Source organism: Lacticaseibacillus brantae DSM 23927 (assembly GCF_001436115.1).
Lineage (GTDB): Bacteria > Bacillota > Bacilli > Lactobacillales > Lactobacillaceae > Lacticaseibacillus > Lacticaseibacillus brantae.
Map to the genome: position 1 here is coordinate 797,010 of NZ_AYZQ01000001.1, position 18,618 is coordinate 815,627.

Here is an 18,618-nt window from a genome sequence, read left to right on the forward strand (position 1 = left end):
AGTGCCTACATTGTAGCATCTAAATTCATTAGTGCACAAAAAAGGAACCGATGCACCCTGCACTGAGAGTGGCTCGGTTCCAAAGAATTTGGTTAGTCAAAAACCATTTGATTATGATACAGCTCGGCATAGAAGCCGTCTTCTGCCAACAGTTGTTGATGAGTTCCCTGTTCGATAATATCGCCGTCTTTGAGAACGACAATTTTATCGGCATTCAAGATGGTCTTCAATCGGTGAGCAATCACGAAACTAGTCCGGCCCTGAATCACGTTATCCATGGCTTTTTGAATTTTGGCTTCAGTGACAGTATCAACGTTTGAGGTGGCTTCATCCAGAATCAGCAGATTCGGGTTAGTGATGATGGTCCGCGCAATTGACATCAGTTGCTTCTGACCAGCGGAGAAGATCGAGTTCTCATCACTGATTGGTGTCTGATAGCCTTCTTCCAAACTCATAATGAAATCGTGAATATTGGCTTGCTTGGCCGCATCAATCATCTCGTCGTCAGTGGCATCGGGTTTCCCAAATTTAATATTGTCCGCAATAGTACCTGAGAATAATTGTGGATCCTGAAGGACGATGCCAACATGCCGCCGCAATTCATCTAACTTGAACTCGCGAACATCGGTGCCATCAAAGGTGATCGCCCCACTATCGACATCGTAGAATCGATTAAGCAAATTCATAACCGTTGTTTTACCTGAGCCTGTAGGTCCAACCAAAGCCACCATTTCACCTTTATCCACTTCGATATTGACGCCGTGCAAAATTTCCTTACCAGGTAGGTAACTGAAATGCACGTCGTCCAAGAGGATTTTGGATTTCAACCCGTCCAACGTTTTGCCATCAGCTGGATCAACTTCGTCAGGTTGCTCGCGGACCTCATTAATCCGCCGTGCACCTGTGATTGCCAATTGAATCATATTATACAGCGAGGTCAACGATGTGATGGGCTGGTAGTATTGTTGCGCATATTGGACAAAGACCACAACCAATCCCAGTCCGGCAGCTTGAGATAAGGATCCGTGCAAGACTAACCAAGAGCCAAAGAAAATCACAATCGCCGTGTTTAATAGCGAGAGGCCTTGAAGTAGTGGATTCAAAATCCCAGACCAGATTTGGCCGCGAAGTGCTGACTGACGCACACGCTGATTATAGCCTTCAAAGCCTTTAATCGAGTCTGCTTGCAGGCCATTGGTAATAATGATTTTCTGACCGGTAATCTGCTCGTTAATGTACCCATTCAAAGCCCCAATGTCATCCTGTTGCCGATCAACTGAACGACCGGCTTGTTGAATGACGATGGCAGAGAGAATCAAGGCCACTGGTGTGGAAGCCATGGTGACCCAAGCTAATTCGACATTTTGATTGAACATCATGATGACAATTCCGATGAACTGGGCAATACTCATGATGATTTCAAACAATGCCTGGTTCATGGCATTGAAAATATTATCGAGGTCAGACGTGTACCGAGCGAGAATATCGCCATCAGAGTGCTGATCAAAATAACTGACCTGCATGCGTTGCATCTTCCGGAACAGGCCGATCCGCATGGTCCCAGTCGACTTACCGGAAACTTGCGACAACAATAACGAAGAAATCAACATTGTTGCGGCATTGCCTAAATAGAGCAGGACGAAGATGACCATGGTGTGATTGAAAGCATCAAAGCTAGCGGCTTTCCGGGTCATTGGGTTCATCCATTTGCCCAAATATTCAGCTAATTGTTGAATCGCCTTCCCCATATACGTTGGGGCCTTCACAGAGAAATACGTGGCAAACCCTAATAAAACAAAAACCGTCAAAAAAGTGAGCCAATACCGCTTTAGATAGTGCCAATAGAATTTCCCAGCATTCTTTAAGTCTTTCATGGCTACACCTCCTCAAGCGCTTTTTGGGTTTGGTAAATTTCTTGGTAGGTAGGGTTGGTCTTCACCAGTTCAGCATGACTGCCTTGCCCAATCAGCTGGCCATCATCTAACACTAGAATTCGATCGGCTTTGATAATTGATGAAATTTTTTCAGCAATAATAAACGTGGTGGTCCCATTGAGTTCTTTATTCAGTGCTTGTTGCACCAGCTTCTCTGAGCGGGCATCCAAAGCACTCGTGGAATCATCCATAATCAAAATGTCTGGTTTTCCAATCACGCCTCGAGTAATCGCCAACCGTTGCTTTTGACCACCAGAGAAATTGGCAGACCGTTCTTCAACCGGCGCATCGAACTTCTTATCCAACCGATTAATGAACTCGGCACTCTGAGCAACATTGGCTGCCCAGTTCATTTCTTCCAAAGTCGCGTTCGGTTTCCCTTGCCGCAGGTTCTGCGCAATGGTCCCAGAGAAAATTGTTGCCCGTTGTAGCACAAATGAGACTGCGTGCCGCAAAGATTGCTCGTTGACATCTCGAACATCTTTGCCACCAACTGTCACTTCCCCTGAATCAGGATCAAACAACCGTGGAATGAGCTGTGCTAAGGTCGATTTCCCAGACCCGGTCGCGCCAACAATCCCAATCATTTCCCCCGGAGCGACTTCAAAACTAATGTCTTTCAAGGTTGGCTGTTCGTCACCAGGATAAGTAAAGGTGACATGATCAAACCCAACGCTGCCGGCAAGATGTTCTTCAGGCACGTCTGGGAAGGACAACATCGGTTTCGTATCGAAGACTTCTTTGATCCGGCCCAACGACACCACTGCCCGCGAGGCAAAGGTCATCATGAAGCCCCCAATAATAATTGAGAACAGAATCTGCATCAAATAACTGATGAACGATGTGACAGCCGCTAAATAGGTTGGATGCTCAGTAATCATGCCACCCACCATATAAATCGTTAAGGCCATCGCCAAATTAGCAAACAAGAAGAATGCTGGCATCAAAATTGAGAACAAGTTCCCAATTTTAATGGTCAAATCGCGCATCTCATCACTGGACTCTGAGAAGGTTTTGATCTGATTTTGTTCCTGAACAAACGACTTCACGACCCGAATGCCCATGAGGTTTTCACGTGCCAAAGTGTTCACGCGTTCCACCATTCCCTGCATTGAACCGAAATACTTGCCCATCCGTGTAAATGAAAAGGCTGAAACCCCAACAATCAGTAACATCATCACAATAATAATCCACCAAAGATTCGGCAGCGTCATAATGGCCAAGGCAAAGGCCCCGATGAACAGAATTGGAATCCGGGTCAATTGTTGGAACAACGCCATCACAATTTGTTGGACTTGGTTAATATCATTGGTCATTCGGACAACTAAATTAGACGCGGAAAACTGTTCAACATTCCCATAAGAGAACGTCTGAATTTTCTTATACAGATCTTCGCGCATATCCGTGGCGACATTGAGGGCGATTTTCGCACTATAGACCGTGTTAATGATCCCCGCGACAATCCCGATGACCGCCAGCACAATAAGAATAATCCCATTGTTAAAGACCGTATCGTTATCTTTTTTAATGATTGCTTCTAAGACTTGTTGCAATAAATGTGGCTGCCACAACGTTGCAAAGGCAACAACAAGAACCGAAACAATTGCCCAAGTGATATTCCATCGCTCGCGCTTAAAATATGGCAATAGTGCTTTCATAAAATCCCTCCCATGGTCACAAGTCCATCAATCGTACCAAAAGGGACCTGCGACTGCAATAAAAATCCACTCGGCGCCCATCAATTGCCGACTGTTAGCGTACAAAAAAGCGCCTGCCTTAGCATCAGTCTTGCGCCCTAATCGCGTATACAAAAAAAGAGACCGCTCCCCCAGCGGCCTCTTTGGCACAATTAACTTACTTAATCGAAGCGTATTTATAACTCCACTGGGTCCCAGCGGTATTGTGAATCACGCCTTGGATATTCCGGCGCATTAAATCTGGATAAACGCTTTGGTATAACGGTGTGACCGCTTGTTCGCGATTGACAAGCTGCGCAGCGGCGATCAAATCTTGCCACCGCTTATCAGGATTGGTCGCATCGACACCTTCAGCGGCCGTTACCAGTTTGTCATAGGTACTACTCTGATAATGGCCGGCGTTCATACCATTATCACTCGTTAGCAACTCCAGAAATGAAATTGGGTCATTGAAGTCGGCTCCCCAGCCCATCAGTGCCAGATCAAAATCGCCGTTGTCGCGCTCATTTTTGGCCGCATTACTTGGAATCATACGGATGTTCACCGTCAATCCAGGTAAAGTGACCTCAAGTTGGCTCTTCAGGTATTCCACCACACTCTTGCTAGCAGGAGCGCTACTATTATCATTGCCGACCAACAAGCCCAAAGTGATTTTCTTGAGGCCGGTTGCTGCTTGCGCCTTAGCCCAATGCGCTTTGGCCGATTGCTCGTCAAACTTCATTGTATCTGGAACAGCTTGATCCTTTGAGAAATCGGTCCCAGTCTTTGGGCTGCTGGCCAAATCAGTGGCCACAAAACCAGTAGGAATTAAAGTACCATCCCCCACCACCTTCTTAGCCAAAGCAGACCGGTCAATGGCCAATGAAATCGCCAATCGCGCATCCTGATTGTTCAACATTTCGGCCTTATCCTGGTCTTTATTCTTCCGATTGTAAGCAATATAGTTTACGTATGAATAGGCAAACACCTTAAAATCTGGGTTCTTCACATAAGTCGGGACTTGTTCGACAGAAAGTTGCGTCAAATCAATCTTGTTTGTTTGAAAGAGATCAACCCCAGTCGTGGCGTCCGGAACGACAACGTAGTTAATGCGCTGCAGTTTGACGACTTGATGGTCCCAATACTGTTGATTCTTAACATAGGACCACTGATTGCCGGTCCCGTCCCAATCAACCAACTTGAAGGGACCACTGTAAACCATATACTGGGCCTTGGTTCCATATTTCGCGCCATAACGGTTGTAAATTTTCTCGTTTTGAGGCCCGAAAAGCGGGTAGGCCATCAACTTCTTAAAGTATGCAATCGGCCGCTCCAATTGGACCACAACAGTTTGCGCATTTAGGGCAGTAATCCCAAGCGTGCTGGGTGCCTGCTTGCCCGCAGCAATCGCGGCCCCATTCTTCACCCCTGCAAATAAGTATGCATAAGGCGATCTCGTCTTGGGATTGACTGAACGTTGCCATGAGAAAACATAATCTGCTGCGGTAATGGGATCACCATTGCTCCACTTGGCCGCACGCAAATGGAAAGTATAGGTTCTCTGGTCAGCCGAAACATCCACGGACTGGGCCAACCCTGGAGTCAAAGTGCCATCCTTACCCAACCGATAAAAACTCTCAAAAATATTGCCTGTCTGACCATAGCCGCCAAGTTTGGAAATATCCACTGAATCCATGGGACTCGCAGTCGGTAAGTTCAAAACTTGTTGTGATTTCGCGCTGGAAGAAGCCTTACTTTGCGTTCTCAGGCCAAGCACTACACACGCCTGCCACCGCAACGACCGCAACAGCGCCAACGATAAATTTAGTTAATTTTGATGCCATGATTCTCCTCCAATTCAAAAACGACTGAACAACAACAATCAATATCTGCTTCTGCCTTCATACAACACATGCTGTTCACTCCTTTCGAATTGGAAACGTCTTTAATATTTCAAGTATACGGTACAAAATCGTTGCTGGCAAAGTGAAATTACCAATTAACTGGAATTCAATCATTTCACATCCCTGAATCGCCGTTTTTCACCGTTTATGTCTCAAAATCAACACCGGGTAAAAGACATTTTGAGTAATTACCTGCTGCGGTGGTGCGAATATTCTAATCGAGACATGTCGTAAGCGTTATCAATTCGGGAGCTGGCTGCTGGCAGCAATTGGAATTTAAACATAAAAAAAGCACGTGTGAAAAACTCACACATGCCTTTTGCTAAGTATTGATGCGGGTGAAAGGACTTGAACCTTCACGGCCATAATTGGCCACAAGATCCTTAATCTTGCGCGTCTACCAGTTCCGCCACACCCGCATTGGAAGTAGCTTGATTCACAAGCACAAGAAATATTGTATACAGAAACCAAAGCAAAGTCAACGAAAAATTAAAACTATCCGCGTTCTGCCACTCGATTAGCCCACGTCTGTGGTAAGCTAGTCAAAAATACCAAGGAGTGATTCCGTGATTCGTCCAGCAACGCTTGTCGATCTAAGTCCCATTGTCGGCCTTTATCAGCACCTCACTCGCGAGATGGCCGTCCTCGCACCAACCATCATCCAGCCATTAGCCGCAGACAACCGTGACTATTTTGCCCGGTATATTATGGAAGACCTCGCTGACGTTTTGATTAACGTTGATGAAGCGCAGAACATCAACGGGTTTGCCCTAGTTGTTGCCGCCAAGACAGAGGCGGCTCCAGAAGTGGTCGCCCACGATTTTGCTTATTTAATCGACCTTGTCGTCGCTCCCACGGCTCGCCATCAGGGCATTGGCTCAGCCCTGCTGGGCGCGGTCGATGCCTGGAGCTTAGCCCACCAGCTTGAATACGTCCAACTCAATGTTCTCCCCCAGAACACGGATGCCATTCAGCTGTATGAAAAATGGGGCTATCAAGCCGCGCAAATTACAATGACTCGGCCGCTTGCAACACCAACTGACCGTGGCAACGACCACACCGGTAGCGCTGGAGATTGATCTTGCGACTGCGATAGTAGTCGGCCCCACAGTGGTGGCACTGATAATGCCATTTTGCAGTGTGATCAGGCGCTGGGGCGTACCGTGAGCCCCCCACTTGTGCAAGTAAGGTTTTAAAGTCGTGATCGCCGTGTTTGTAGCCCCGATGTTGCGCATACAAATGATAATGGGTCAGTTCATGCTTGATAATGCCATCAATTGCTTCAGGATGGGTCGCAAACATTGTCGGATTGAAGTCTAAATGACCATCTTTGAGATGAAAGCGGCCGCCTGTCGTTTTGAGACGCCGATTAAAAATGGCTTGATGCATGAACGGCCTATGAAAATCACGTAATGAGATTTGCTCGACTCGTTGTTGTAAGTCTTGATTATTCATTGATTCCTCGATTCATAGTGCCAAGTGCCAGGTCAATTTAACAAAGCATTATAGCACGCCCACAACCCTGATGCCAAAAAGCATTAGAATCACCTCTGCGATTTAAAAAGGATTATGACAAATAATTTTTGTCATAATCCTTTTTGTTGTCTCTACGCGAAGTACGCGAGTAAGTCCTCGCGTTGGAGCCGAGCTTTTTGCTGAGCATCATAGTCAGCAACAATCTGCCCATGATCGAGCACCAACAATCGATTCCCATACGCCAGCGCATCTGCCATATGGTGGGTAATCATCAGGCCGGTTAAATGCCGTTCAGTCATCATTGTGGCTGTCAGTTGCATGATGGCAGCACTGGTATGAGGATCAAGCGCCGCAGTATGTTCATCTAACAAGAGCAAGTCAGGCTGATTCAAACTAGCCATCAATAGACTCAGTGCCTGCCGTTGGCCGCCGGAAAGCGATGCCGTTTCGCGGTCCAAAGCGGCATCAAGGCCATTACCGGTCTGCTTGGTTAAAGTCAAAAAGTCTGGTTTTTGAGCATTTAACCGCCGTAACTTGAATCGTAACGGCTGACCTCGATGAGAAGCCAAGGCCAGGTTCTCGGCCACCGTCATTCGTGGCGCCGTCCCCATTTTAGGATCCTGGAAAACGCGCGCAATGTAGCGGGCCCGCTTCTCTGGTGAAAAGGTTGTGATATCGTGACCGCCCAACATGATTGAACCGGCTGCCACTGGCAGGTTGCCGGCAATGGTATTGAACAAGGTAGACTTCCCAGCCCCATTGGTCCCAACAACACTAACAAAATCACCAGAATTAAGCGTTAAATTCACGTTATCCAGTAAAGTTTTCACGCCGTCATCAGTAGGAACATTCACGGTAACACCCTTCAATGCTAATTGGCTCATGATTGAACCCCCTTCTTTAAAACCCGTCGTAACTTTAATTGGGCATCAAATTGCGGCACCATAATCGCGATTGCCAGCACAACAGCTGAAACCAGCTTCAAGTCATCTGGACTGAATCCTAAGGCCAAAACCACGAGAAGAATAAAACGATAAATGATGCTCCCTAGGACAACCGCGACCAGCCGCTGACTCAAGGTCAAATTACCAAAGGCTACTTCGCCGATGATGATTGCTGCCAAACCGATTACAATCACACCAATACCCATATTGACGTCGGCATAACCGTTACTTTGTGCGACCAAAGCACCTGATAACCCAATTAGACCATTACCTAACATTAAGCCCAATACCTGCTGCCGCTTGGGATTAATCCCTAAACTTTGGGCCATGGTGGGATTATCGCCGGCTGCGATGAAAGCTTGCCCCCGCTGGGTGTTAAGAAACAGCATAAGCAAAGCAACCACCAAGCCGACTGCCACAAACCCAATCAGCACACTACTGAAATCAGCAGAGACCAGTGTGTTGGTCAGTGACTTGAACAAATTAGGTTGGTTTAAAAGCGATAGATTGGCGCGTCCCATTACTCGAAGGTTGATGGAGAACAACGCCGTCATAACCAAAATACCTGCCAGCAGGACAGGCATCCGGCCAACAGTACTCAGCAGACCAGTCACCGCCCCTGCCAACATCCCTGCCAACATGGCGAGTAACGTCGCCAAAACGGGATTAATCCCGTGCGTAATCGCAGAGACTGCCACAGCGGCCCCAAAAGGGAAAGTGCCTTCCACTGTCATATCTGGGAAATCCAGAATTCTAAAAGTCAAAAATAGTCCGATACCGAGCAGCCCGTAAAGCAGCCCTTGGCCAATGGCCGAAACTCCTAATGTCATTGGATCACCTTCCCTTGTGTTTGTGCTGTGTGTGCAACTGATTTTGGAATTGTAATGCCTAGCTGCCGCGCAACCTTGTCATTCAAGATGAGCTGGCCGTTTGTTTCAAAATGAATTGGGGTTGTTGCAGGATCGGCACCCTTGAGAATCTTGGCAACCATTTTGCCAGTTTCAACGCCAAGCTGGAATTGATCCAAACCGATGGCCGCCAAGCCGCCTTGCTCAACCATGGTGTCCACAGACGGAAAAATAGGTACCTTCCGCGCGTTAGCTGCTGCTACCAACGTCTGCATGGCACTCGCAATCGTGTTGTCAGTTGGCACATAGATGGCATCAACTTGGGTCACCATCTGGTTAGCCACCTGCGTTAAGTCATTTGTATTACTGATTGCATACGTTTTGACCGTGAACCCATACTTAGGGGCCAGGGCTTGCATTTGGCGAATCTGCGACTGGGCCGAATCATCACTTGACGTACCAATCAATCCCAAAACTTTAGCCTTGGGCATGAGCGTTTTGATGAGTTGCAATTGGGCTTTGAGTGGTGGCTGATCCGAGACGCCGGTGACATTGCCACCCGGATGGGCATTGTCTTTGACCAGCTTGGCGCCTTTGGGATCAGTAACCGCACCCAGCACGACCGGCGTCGATTGGTTAGCGTTTGCCAAGGCTTGGGCCGCCGGAGTCGCAATCCCCACAGTCACAGCAGCATTTTCGGTCGTGAATCGCTCAGCCATGGTTTTCAGATTACTTTGGTCACCCTGCGCATTCTGAAAATCAAAGCGAACACTTCCAGCTTTATAACCACTCTTCGCTAATCCCGCTTCAATCCCCTTATGAATCGCATCCAGTGCGGGATGACTCAGCGGTTGTAGAATCCCAACCAAGGGCACTTGCGCTTGCTTGCGCTGGTGGCCTTGGTTAAAGAACGCAACGCCCAGAAAAGCCACTAGCGCTGCGATAAAAATCATCATTCGTTTCATTATTTCTCCCCCATTTGAAAAATATGTAAAAAAAGACCTCCGCGCAGGCCAGCGGAGGCAAAAAAAATCCGCATAGTCCCACTTGGGGTGTCTATGCGGAAAAAGTACTCGAGTCACCAACATAGACACAACCTGCGCGTCTGCAGGTTGCGTCAGTCGCACCTGCTAATGTTGGCTTTGCCAAGAATAGCGTGTTGTCATGTTGGTTCCTCCCTTTGATTTAATATCATTCACTATATAAGACGACCTGGATGGTTGTCAAGCTTGTTTTGCGCTTTTGGCCCGCAGATCGTATAAATAACTAGCTAAGAAACTGAGTAACAGCAGAATAAGCGGTGTATAGACCAGAATTTGGCCAAATAATCGACCCGATAAGTTGTGGGCGTTAAATGGCAATTTAACAATCACTTTCCCCTGCAGCTGTGACTGCTTAACGGCACCAATCCAGCGGGAATCAGCAGATGCTGGCCGGTTGTCACCCATCAAGAAATACTGGTTGCTCCCTAACTTGGTTGTGGCCTTGTAGTTTGCGTCATTAAAGACTTGCCCCCCGTTGGCCACCCCACCATAGGAATAGTACAAATTGTCCATCTTGTGCACCACATAGGGCTCTTTTAAGGCTTTGTCGTTAATGTAAACCGTCTTGCGGCCCACACTGACGGTCTCTTTGGGGGTACCGATGACCCGCTTCACAATCAACTCGCCCTTGGTCAAGTTATTTAAGTCAACATCGTTTTTGGCAATGACAATATCGCCGCGATTATAGTTGACATGAAGAAGCCTCATTGCCGTCGGCCGCATGACCCACAAAGGTTGGCCATCCTTTAATGTTGGATCCATCGAAGTCCCCGACGTAAAATCAGTCGCTAACACAAAGTTGGCGATGACCGCTAACACTAACAAAATATCTAAGATAATCACTAATGGTTTTCGTTTCATGGTAACCTCCAGGTTTACATTCACGTTTAACTCTACCACATTTTAGGGGTAAACAACCATGACGAGCCATCTCGACTAGGATTTTTAAAAAGTCATAAAAAACCGCGCGCCCATTGTCGAGGCGCGCGGTTGCATAGTGGTTAAACGAGGACAGAAATTTTCTGCAAGTATTTTGTAATCTTTTCCGTCTCTTCATCTTGGGTCGCTTCTGCTTCATCAAACTGAGATTGATCGATGGTTTGGCCATCGCCAAGGCTTTGAGTCATCTGTTCGCAAGCGGCAACAAAACGGGCATAGCTACCTGCCATCAGCTTGTGATTCCCCAACAAACGGGCTGGCACTTGGGCATTTTGGAGCTTGTCCAACAACTCTTGATAATGGGCGGTGCCGGCCACAAAGTCAGCCTTTGTTTTTTGATAAACGTCGGGAGCCATTTCGGCTACAGTCTGGTCGTCGATTGCCTGACGCAGCGCTTCAAACTCAGGGTTCAATGATTCTTGCGTTGATTCGGTTTCGGTAATCACACTGTTGATTAGATTCCCATAATGCATGATTTTCAGCTGATTCTTGTTCATAAATGTGCTCCTTTAGTGATGGATTAAGCCCGACGGCGTTGGAAAAATTTGACCACTTCAACAATCACAATCATCAATAAGCCGGCACCAATCACGATGGCCCATTGATACAGATCCAATGAGGTCACATGGAACAAGCCATTGAAGCCAGGAACCAGAATGGTTGCGGCTAAGAGAATGAAAGAGGCAAGGATTGCCCAATTGAAGGCCTTATTCCGAAAGGCCCCCACCTTGAACAAGCTTTGGTGGACAGACTTAACATTAAACGCATGGAACAATTGAATCAAGCCTAATGTGGCATAAGCCATCGTCAAAGCGTCTGCATGAATGGCCGAATAGCCACTATGAACCGGCCAAGTAATGGCGATAAAGTACACACCTAGTGTCAGCAAGCCTTCCAGAAGGCCTTGATAAATAATCGCCGAACCCACGCCACCCGAGAAGAAATTCGAGGCGCGCCCACGTGGCTTTTGCTTCATAATCCCTGGTTCTGTTGGTTCCACCCCAAGGGCAATGGCTGGGAAAGTATCAGTGACTAAGTTAATCCACAGAATGTGCACAGGGGCGAGAATATCCCAACCTAACATGGTCATCATGAATAAGGTCAGCACTTCACCGAGGTTGGCAGAAAGGAGATATTGAATCGCTTTTTGAATGTTGCTAAAGACTTTCCGACCTTCCTCAACGGCAACGACGATGGTTTTAAAGTTGTCATCAGCCAGGACCATGTCCGAAGCGCCTTTAGACACTTCCGTCCCAGTAATCCCCATTCCGATACCAATGTCAGCGGCCTTCAAAGCTGGCGCATCGTTCACGCCGTCACCTGTCATGGCAACGACCTTACCCCGCTTTTGCCACGCATTGACGATCCGAACTTTATGCTCAGGGGCAACCCGGGCATAAACGCTATATTTATCCACATTCTTGCTGAACTCCTCATCAGATTGTTCATCCAATTCAGCCCCAGTAATCACAGCTGCATCATCACCCGGTTCAATAATCCCTAGCCGACCAGCGATGGCTTCAGCAGTGTCTCGGTGGTCCCCAGTAATCATCATTGGCCGGATACCAGCAGATTTTGCTTCGGCGACCGCAGCCGCAGCTTCCGGCCGTTCAGGATCAATCATTCCGACCAACCCAGCAAAAATCAAATCGTGTTCAACCGTAGTACTATCCACAGGTTCAGGCACTGTATCGACGAACTTATAGGCCATGCCCAAAACCCGCAAAGCTTGAGTCGCTAAGCGCTTGTTAGTGGCAAGGATGGCCGCGTCATCATCTTCGGTAAAGTCTCGAACCCCATCAGGCATGGCAATTTGGGTCACCCGTTTCAGTAATTCATCGGGGGCACCTTTGGTCGCCACGAAATAACGGCCGTCTGGCATTTGGTGAATGGTCGACATCAATTTCCGTTCAGAATCAAACGGCACTTCAGCCACTCGAGGCATTTCATCAAGTTCAGTCTTTAAGTCGTAACCCTTCGTCTGACCAAAGGTAATTAAAGCTGTTTCAGTCGGATCGCCTAAGAGCTTGCCATCTGCCTGTTCCTGCGTATCATTGCTGAAGTTCATAATCCGCAAAATAGGATTGTCCCCAGTAATATCAGCACTCGCATCTTGCAATTGGCCATCATAATAAACTTTTTCAACGGTCATCTTGTTTTGAGTCAGGGTCCCAGTTTTATCTGAGGCGATGATGTCCGTACTACCTAAGGTTTCCACTGCAGGCAGTTTCCGAACTAAGGCATTACGCTTCACCATTTTCTGGGTGCCTAAAGCCAAAATAATTGTCACAATCGCAGGTAATCCTTCGGGGATAGCTGCGACTGCCAGAGAAATGGCGGTTAAGAACATTTCAGGTAAGCTCATCGCGCCCCGCCACATCCCCACAGCAAAGACCACCACTGCAATCACAAGAATCATGATCGTTAAGGACTTACCTAATTGACTCAGGTTATCTTGGAGCGGCGTTGTGGTTTCATCGGCAGCATTAATCATCCCGGCAATCCGGCCGACTTCAGTCTGCATCCCTGTGGCCACGACAACCCCGACCCCGCGACCATAGGTAATATTACTATTCATAAACGCCATATTGGTGCGATCACCAATTCCGACTTGATCTTGATCAATCGGGGCGGTCGTCTTATCAACTGGCACACTTTCACCGGTCAACGCTGACTCTTCAATTTTTAAATTAGCACTTTCGATTAAGCGGAGGTCGGCTGGGACAACGTCGCCGGCTTCAAGCAAGATAATGTCACCGACGACCAATTGATTACTTGGTACTGTCAGGACTTCATTGCCGCGGCGCACGCGGGCATTTGGCGTCGACATTTCTTTCAAGGCATCAATTGCCTCTTCGGCTTTACTTTCCTGGAACACCCCGAAGACCGCATTCAAAATCACCACGGCTAGAATGATGCCTGCGTCAGCCCACTCGTGGACCACGACACCAGCAATCAGTGCGGCCACCAACAAAACAATGATCATGAAATCTTTGAACTGGTCAACGAACCGCATGAACATACTTTTTTTCTTGCCTTGGGCTAATTCGTTAGGCCCATTTGTCGCTAAACGTTGGTCCGCTTCAGCCGTTGTTAACCCGCTGAGTTGGCTTTTTTCTTGAGCCAATACTTCATCTGGGGAAAGCTGATAAACATTTTTCAACAGTGAATCCTCCTTATTTGGCGCAGGGATTTGCTTTAAAAAAAAGAGACTTACAGTCCAAAAAAAGGACCATAAGTCTCACCTTTTAAGACAACACCAGAATATGTTCTAGCTGATGATGTTGCCACAGAATATCTGCAGATTACTCCCTTATGCTGATTTCAGTATACTAAGGGCGTTTTTGAAAAGCAAGGGAAATTGCATGGTCTATTGCCAGAACGTATCAAAGACGGTGACTGGCAAATGCCGCTTGTGGGCAGTTTTCTTGTACCATGTTTCAATTTTTTCGGCGGCTGCAGCGTCGATTGTCTTACCTTCTAAATAGTCATCAATTGCTTGATAGCTGACCCCAAGGGCAACTTCGTCAGGCAGAGCTGGTCGATCATCTTCTAGATCAGCCGTTGGCGCTTTCTCATAGAAGCTTGCCGGGGCACCAAGGGCCTTGAGCATTGCGGCTCCTTGACGCTTATCCAATCGAGCCAGCGGGGTGATATCGGCCCCACCATCACCAAACTTCGTGTAAAAGCCAGTCACGGCCTCTGCCGCATGATCAGTACCGACAACTAAACCTTGATTAGCGCCGGCAATGGCATATTGCGCAATCATTCGTTGACGTGCTTTAACATTGCCTTTGTTAAAGTCACTAATCGTGTCGCCGTTGGCCTCGACCGCTGCAACCATGGCATCAACACTGGCTTTAATATTAACTCGTTTGACTTGGTCTGCTTGCATAAAGTCAATTGCGGCCATGGCATCAGCTTCATCAGCTTGTTCCCCATAAGGCAAACGCACAGCGATGAACTGATAGCTGTCATCGTTTGTCTCTTGGCGCAATTCTTGCATCGCCTTTTCAGTCAAAGTGCCTGCTAAGGTGGAATCCTGACCGCCGGAAATGCCCAGAACATACGTCTTCAGTCCAGTTGACTTGAGATACGCCTTTAATAAATCCACACTCTTGCGAATGTCTGTTTCTGGATCAATAGTTGGTGCAACTCCAAGTGCTTGAATAATTTCAGTTTGCAATGCTCTCATCTGCTCGTCTCCTCTATAATGCGCCGTCCACTAACAAGCGATAAATTGCCATCGCAATGGGTTTGCCAGGAATGGTATTGGTGTAATGGTTGCCTAGCAACACGACGCCAGTATTGCCATCGTGCCGCATCACCACAGTAGCTTCATGTCCGCCCAAAATACCATGGGTCAGGAAGTAATTGCCAAAATTATACACCCCGCCGGCATATTCGCCGTTTGTCAGGTTTCTCGATTCTGTGATTGCGCTCATTGATGCCACTCGGCCTTGAACAATTCCCTGCTCCATTTGGAACAGATCGCCAGCAGTGGCGTAGATATTGCCCGTGCCAAGTTCGCGATTCCACATCACATCAGGCCATTTGACCTGACTCACGTACGGGTTATTGACCGGCCCGGAATAGCCAATCGCGCGATTACTTTCTTTCAACAGACCGGGCATGAAACCAGTATGAATCAGCTTGAGTGGCCGCACGATTTCGTTTTGAACTTCAGTTGAATACAAGTTACCCGTCACTTTTTCAATGACGCCAGCTAACAACACATAATTGACTGGTTGATAGTTCTGTTTGCCTTCGGGCACGTAAACTAAATGAGAAATCGCATAATCAACAATAGCTCGGTCAGATAAAGTTTTATCTTGCTTAGTGTTCATTGCCAGCCCACTGCGCATATTCAGCATCATCCGGATTGTCACTTTGTTACCCGTTTTAATTCCAGACAAGTACTTGCCAATGGGGTCAGACAGTTTCAATTTACCCTCATCCACCAACTTCATGATTAAAGCCGCAGTCACGGACTTTTGAACAGACCCGATTTGAAACAGTGTGTTCGGACCATTCTTGCGACCGGCGATTGCATCTGCGTCCCCGACCCCTTGATTGAGGATGACCTGACCATTTTTGACGACTAACACAGTTCCCAAATAATGGTTTTGGGTCAGTTGGTTCAACATTTCTTGGGCGTGGTCGTTTTCTGCTGTGCTTAAGGCCGTCTTAGTAAAGGCTGAATTATTTGATTTTAATTTCTGGGCCCCTTGATTGAGCAACCGTTGATCTTCAGCTCGTTGTGAAGTCAGCATCGCTTCATAACGCCGCTGTTGTTGTTCGGCTTGTTGGGCATTGCGCGGACTAATGATTAATTTGTACCCGGCAAAACTCACCACCACACCCAGCAGCAGGCCAATGACCACGCTGATGATAATGAGTTCGTATCGTTTTGATTTCAATTAGTTCACCTTGTTTTGTAAGCCATCACGGATTTTTTTGATAATCGCCATTTTATTATCCCAAGCCAGCTGGGAGAGATCGACAGGATAATCTTGGGGGTTCAAGACCCGTTTGTACTCATCCCAGAGTGACTCAACACTAGCTTGGCAATACCGGCGAATTTCTTCTAGCGGTGGTAGGTCATAGACCTGTTCGCCATTTTCGAAAATCGGTTGCAGTAATGGCCGCGCATCAAAATTGCGAACAGTTTTGTTGATATAGGTGTAATTAGGATGGAACATGTACAACGCATCGAGATGCTGAATCTCTTCTGAAGCAATCGCAACATAGTCCCCTTCTGACTTGCCATCAGCGTGGCGGGTAATCCGCCATACTTGCTTTTTGCCTGGTGTCGAAACTTTCTCTGCGTTACTAGAAAGCTTGATGGTATCCACCATTTCGCCCTCGGCGTTCTCAATGGAAACCAACTTATAAACAGCCCCTAAAGCAGGTTGATCATACGCTGTAATTAATTTCGTGCCAATCCCCCAGACGTCAATGCGGGCATTTTGCATTTTGAGACTTTGAATGGTGTTCTCGTCCAAGTCATTAGAAGCGTAGATTTTAGCCTCAGTAAACCCGGCCTCATCAAGCTGTTCGCGAACACGCTTTGAAATATAAGCCATATCACCACTATCAATCCGGACACCACGGAAATTGATGGCATCGCCCATCTCCTTAGCCACCTTGATGGCAGCCGGTACACCGGAGCGCAACGTATCATAGGTGTCGACTAAGAAGACCACATCGCGGTTGCTCATGGCGTACGCCTTAAAGGCAGCATAGTCATCACGATAAGCTTGCACTAGGGCGTGCGCATGTGTCCCACTCACAGGAATCCCAAAAACTTTCCCGGCGCGAACGTTGCTCGTCGCATCAAAGCCACCAATATAGGCGGCACGAGTTCCCCACATTGCTGCGGACGTCTCTTGGGCCCGGCGAGTGCCGAATTCCATCAAGGGATCATCGCCGACAACAGCACGAATCCGCGCTGCTTTGGTGGCCACTAGCGTTTGATAATTCAAAATGTTCAAGATTGCTGTTTCAACCAATTGGCATTGGGCCAGTGGCCCTTCCACTTGGAAAATCGGCTCATTGTTGAATACCAAATCGCCTTCCAAAGCAGACCGCACCGTACAGGTAAACTTAAAGTCTCGCAAATAAGCCAAGAAGTCTTCTGAATAGTCAGTCACTTCACTCAAGTAATCCAAATCACTGTCACTGAAGGTCAAATTCTGCAAGTATTCGACCGCATGCTCTAGGCCGGCAAATACCGCAAAGCCACTCCCAAAAGGTAAATCTCTAAAGTAAACTTCAAAGACGGCATTGCGCTCGCTAATCCCTTGCTTGTAGTAGGTCCACATCATATTCAATTCGTAGAAATCTGTATGTAAGGATAACCCATCATCGGGATATAAATTATGCATAATTGCCTCCTTGACGTCGCAATTGCTGATATTTTTTGTTAAACCGTTGGGACTGTTGCGCATACGCGCGCACCGGCGGACTCATTAAGGCCGGCAGAGTCAGGTGCATAGCCTTCAGGACATGACCAGCCTTCAAGGCCTGTTTACCTTCACTCAGATTCTTGACGTTTTGCGTGAAGCGTGCTGAGATAGCGGCATCTGCTTGCTGGTGCTTTGTCAGCCAAGCATTGAGCTCTTTAACTTGGGTTTGGGCGTCAGGATAGGCTGGCCGCCGATAGGCCGCTTGTAAATAAGCCGTCACTAGAAAGACCTTGTAGCGATCACCTTGGGTCATGGAATTCCCGCGCAGCCGGTATTGCAACAGGCGCTCGTTAGTCGCGCCAATCGCAAATCCCGCCTTCAAAAATCGCAACCATAAATCATAGTCTTCAGCAGTCGGTAAGGGCCGATACCCATTGACAGCCCTCAAGGCGCTGGCAAGCATCATAACTGACGGATGAATCAAATCTGACCCAAGTGGTAACAACTCAGCTAATTGAGCTGGCTCTTCAGGAATCCAGTCGTGCTCGCCCACAACTTGGCCACGTTCATCAATAAAGGTCGCATTCGTTGATAGCACGGCCACGCCGTTTGCCTTCATTAAGGCCACTTGGCGCTCAAAACGTTTGGGCATGGCTAAGTCATCTGCGTCCATCCGAGCAATGTACGTACCAGTTGCGTGACTAAGGGCGACATTAAGACTATTGGCCAAACCCATATTGTCAGCATTAATATGCAAATGAAACCGGGCATCATTGGCTTGCCATTGAGTCAGAATGTCCCGTAAAGCCTGATTATCTGGCGCATCAAGCACAATTTCGACCTCGAAATCTGACAGTGTTTGCGCCTGAAGCGAATTCAGCGCTGCTGCCAGTTGCGTCGGTGTTTCATTGTAGGCCGCCATTAAAACACTAATCGTAGGCATGTT

At 47.6% G+C, this 18,618-nt stretch carries 15 protein-coding genes and 1 tRNA gene; 1 reads left to right on the forward strand and 15 read right to left on the reverse strand.

Features of this window, described 5'->3' with window-relative positions:
* Positions 1-92: 92 nt before the first annotated feature.
* The 4 genes from FC34_RS04065 to FC34_RS04080 form a co-directional block, all read right to left on the reverse strand.
* Positions 93-1,874: an ABC transporter ATP-binding protein gene (locus FC34_RS04065; protein ID WP_057894096.1), complete on the reverse strand. Its 1,782-nt coding sequence runs from the start codon at positions 1,872-1,874 to the stop codon at positions 93-95.
* Between the two features lie 2 nt (positions 1,875-1,876).
* Positions 1,877-3,592: an ABC transporter ATP-binding protein gene (locus tag FC34_RS04070; protein WP_057894097.1), complete on the reverse strand. Its 1,716-nt coding sequence runs from the start codon at positions 3,590-3,592 to the stop codon at positions 1,877-1,879.
* Between the two features lie 196 nt (positions 3,593-3,788).
* Entirely contained in the window at positions 3,789-5,306 is a 1,518-nt protein-coding gene (locus FC34_RS04075; RefSeq protein ID WP_235803387.1) for a peptide ABC transporter substrate-binding protein, read from the reverse strand.
* 541 nt (positions 5,307-5,847) lie between these two features.
* Positions 5,848-5,933 (reverse strand) — tRNA-Leu (locus FC34_RS04080).
* A 147-nt stretch (positions 5,934-6,080) separates the two neighbouring features.
* Between FC34_RS04080 and FC34_RS04085 the strand changes: the two genes are divergently transcribed.
* Positions 6,081-6,593, forward strand: a complete 513-nt coding sequence (locus FC34_RS04085; RefSeq protein WP_057894099.1) for a GNAT family N-acetyltransferase — start codon at positions 6,081-6,083, stop codon at positions 6,591-6,593.
* Here the strand turns inward: FC34_RS04085 and FC34_RS09540 are convergent.
* From FC34_RS09540 to FC34_RS04135, 11 genes are all read right to left on the reverse strand, one after another.
* Entirely contained in the window at positions 6,523-6,969 is a 447-nt protein-coding gene (locus FC34_RS09540; RefSeq protein ID WP_083479227.1) for a SprT family protein, read from the reverse strand. The genes FC34_RS04085 and FC34_RS09540 overlap by 71 nt on opposite strands.
* Positions 6,970-7,121: 152 nt before the next feature.
* Entirely contained in the window at positions 7,122-7,874 is a 753-nt protein-coding gene (locus tag FC34_RS04090; RefSeq protein ID WP_057894100.1) for an ABC transporter ATP-binding protein, read from the reverse strand.
* A complete protein-coding gene (locus FC34_RS04095; RefSeq protein ID WP_057894101.1) occupies positions 7,871-8,764 on the reverse strand; it encodes an ABC transporter permease in 894 nt (297 codons plus the stop codon). The genes FC34_RS04090 and FC34_RS04095 overlap by 4 nt, the downstream gene beginning before the upstream one ends.
* Positions 8,761-9,747, reverse strand: coding sequence for a tryptophan ABC transporter substrate-binding protein (gene trpX / locus FC34_RS04100; RefSeq protein WP_057894102.1), 987 nt, complete (start codon positions 9,745-9,747; stop codon positions 8,761-8,763). Before trpX ends, FC34_RS04095 begins: the two co-directional genes overlap by 4 nt.
* A 258-nt stretch (positions 9,748-10,005) precedes the next feature.
* Complete coding sequence (lepB, locus tag FC34_RS04105; protein WP_057894103.1) at positions 10,006-10,686, reverse strand: signal peptidase I; 681 nt, start codon at positions 10,684-10,686, stop codon at positions 10,006-10,008.
* Between the two features lie 140 nt (positions 10,687-10,826).
* Complete coding sequence (locus tag FC34_RS04110) at positions 10,827-11,261, reverse strand: hypothetical protein (protein ID WP_057894104.1); 435 nt, start codon at positions 11,259-11,261, stop codon at positions 10,827-10,829.
* 23 nt (positions 11,262-11,284) lie between these two features.
* A complete protein-coding gene (locus tag FC34_RS04115; protein WP_235803388.1) occupies positions 11,285-13,927 on the reverse strand; it encodes a cation-translocating P-type ATPase in 2,643 nt (880 codons plus the stop codon).
* A gap of 207 nt (positions 13,928-14,134) precedes the next feature.
* On the reverse strand, positions 14,135-14,959 hold the full coding sequence (gene nadE, locus FC34_RS04120) for an ammonia-dependent NAD(+) synthetase (protein WP_057894106.1): 825 nt from the start codon (positions 14,957-14,959) through the stop codon (positions 14,135-14,137).
* A 13-nt stretch (positions 14,960-14,972) separates the two neighbouring features.
* Positions 14,973-16,184, reverse strand: a complete 1,212-nt coding sequence (locus tag FC34_RS04125; RefSeq protein ID WP_157052224.1) for a serine hydrolase domain-containing protein — start codon at positions 16,182-16,184, stop codon at positions 14,973-14,975.
* A complete protein-coding gene (locus FC34_RS04130; RefSeq protein ID WP_057894107.1) occupies positions 16,185-17,651 on the reverse strand; it encodes a nicotinate phosphoribosyltransferase in 1,467 nt (488 codons plus the stop codon). It abuts the gene before it with no gap.
* Positions 17,644-18,615 (reverse strand): glycosyltransferase, encoded by a 972-nt coding sequence (locus FC34_RS04135; protein ID WP_057894108.1) that lies wholly within the window; start codon positions 18,613-18,615, stop codon positions 17,644-17,646. The genes FC34_RS04130 and FC34_RS04135 overlap by 8 nt, the downstream gene beginning before the upstream one ends.
* Between the last annotated feature and the right edge of the window lie 3 nt (positions 18,616-18,618).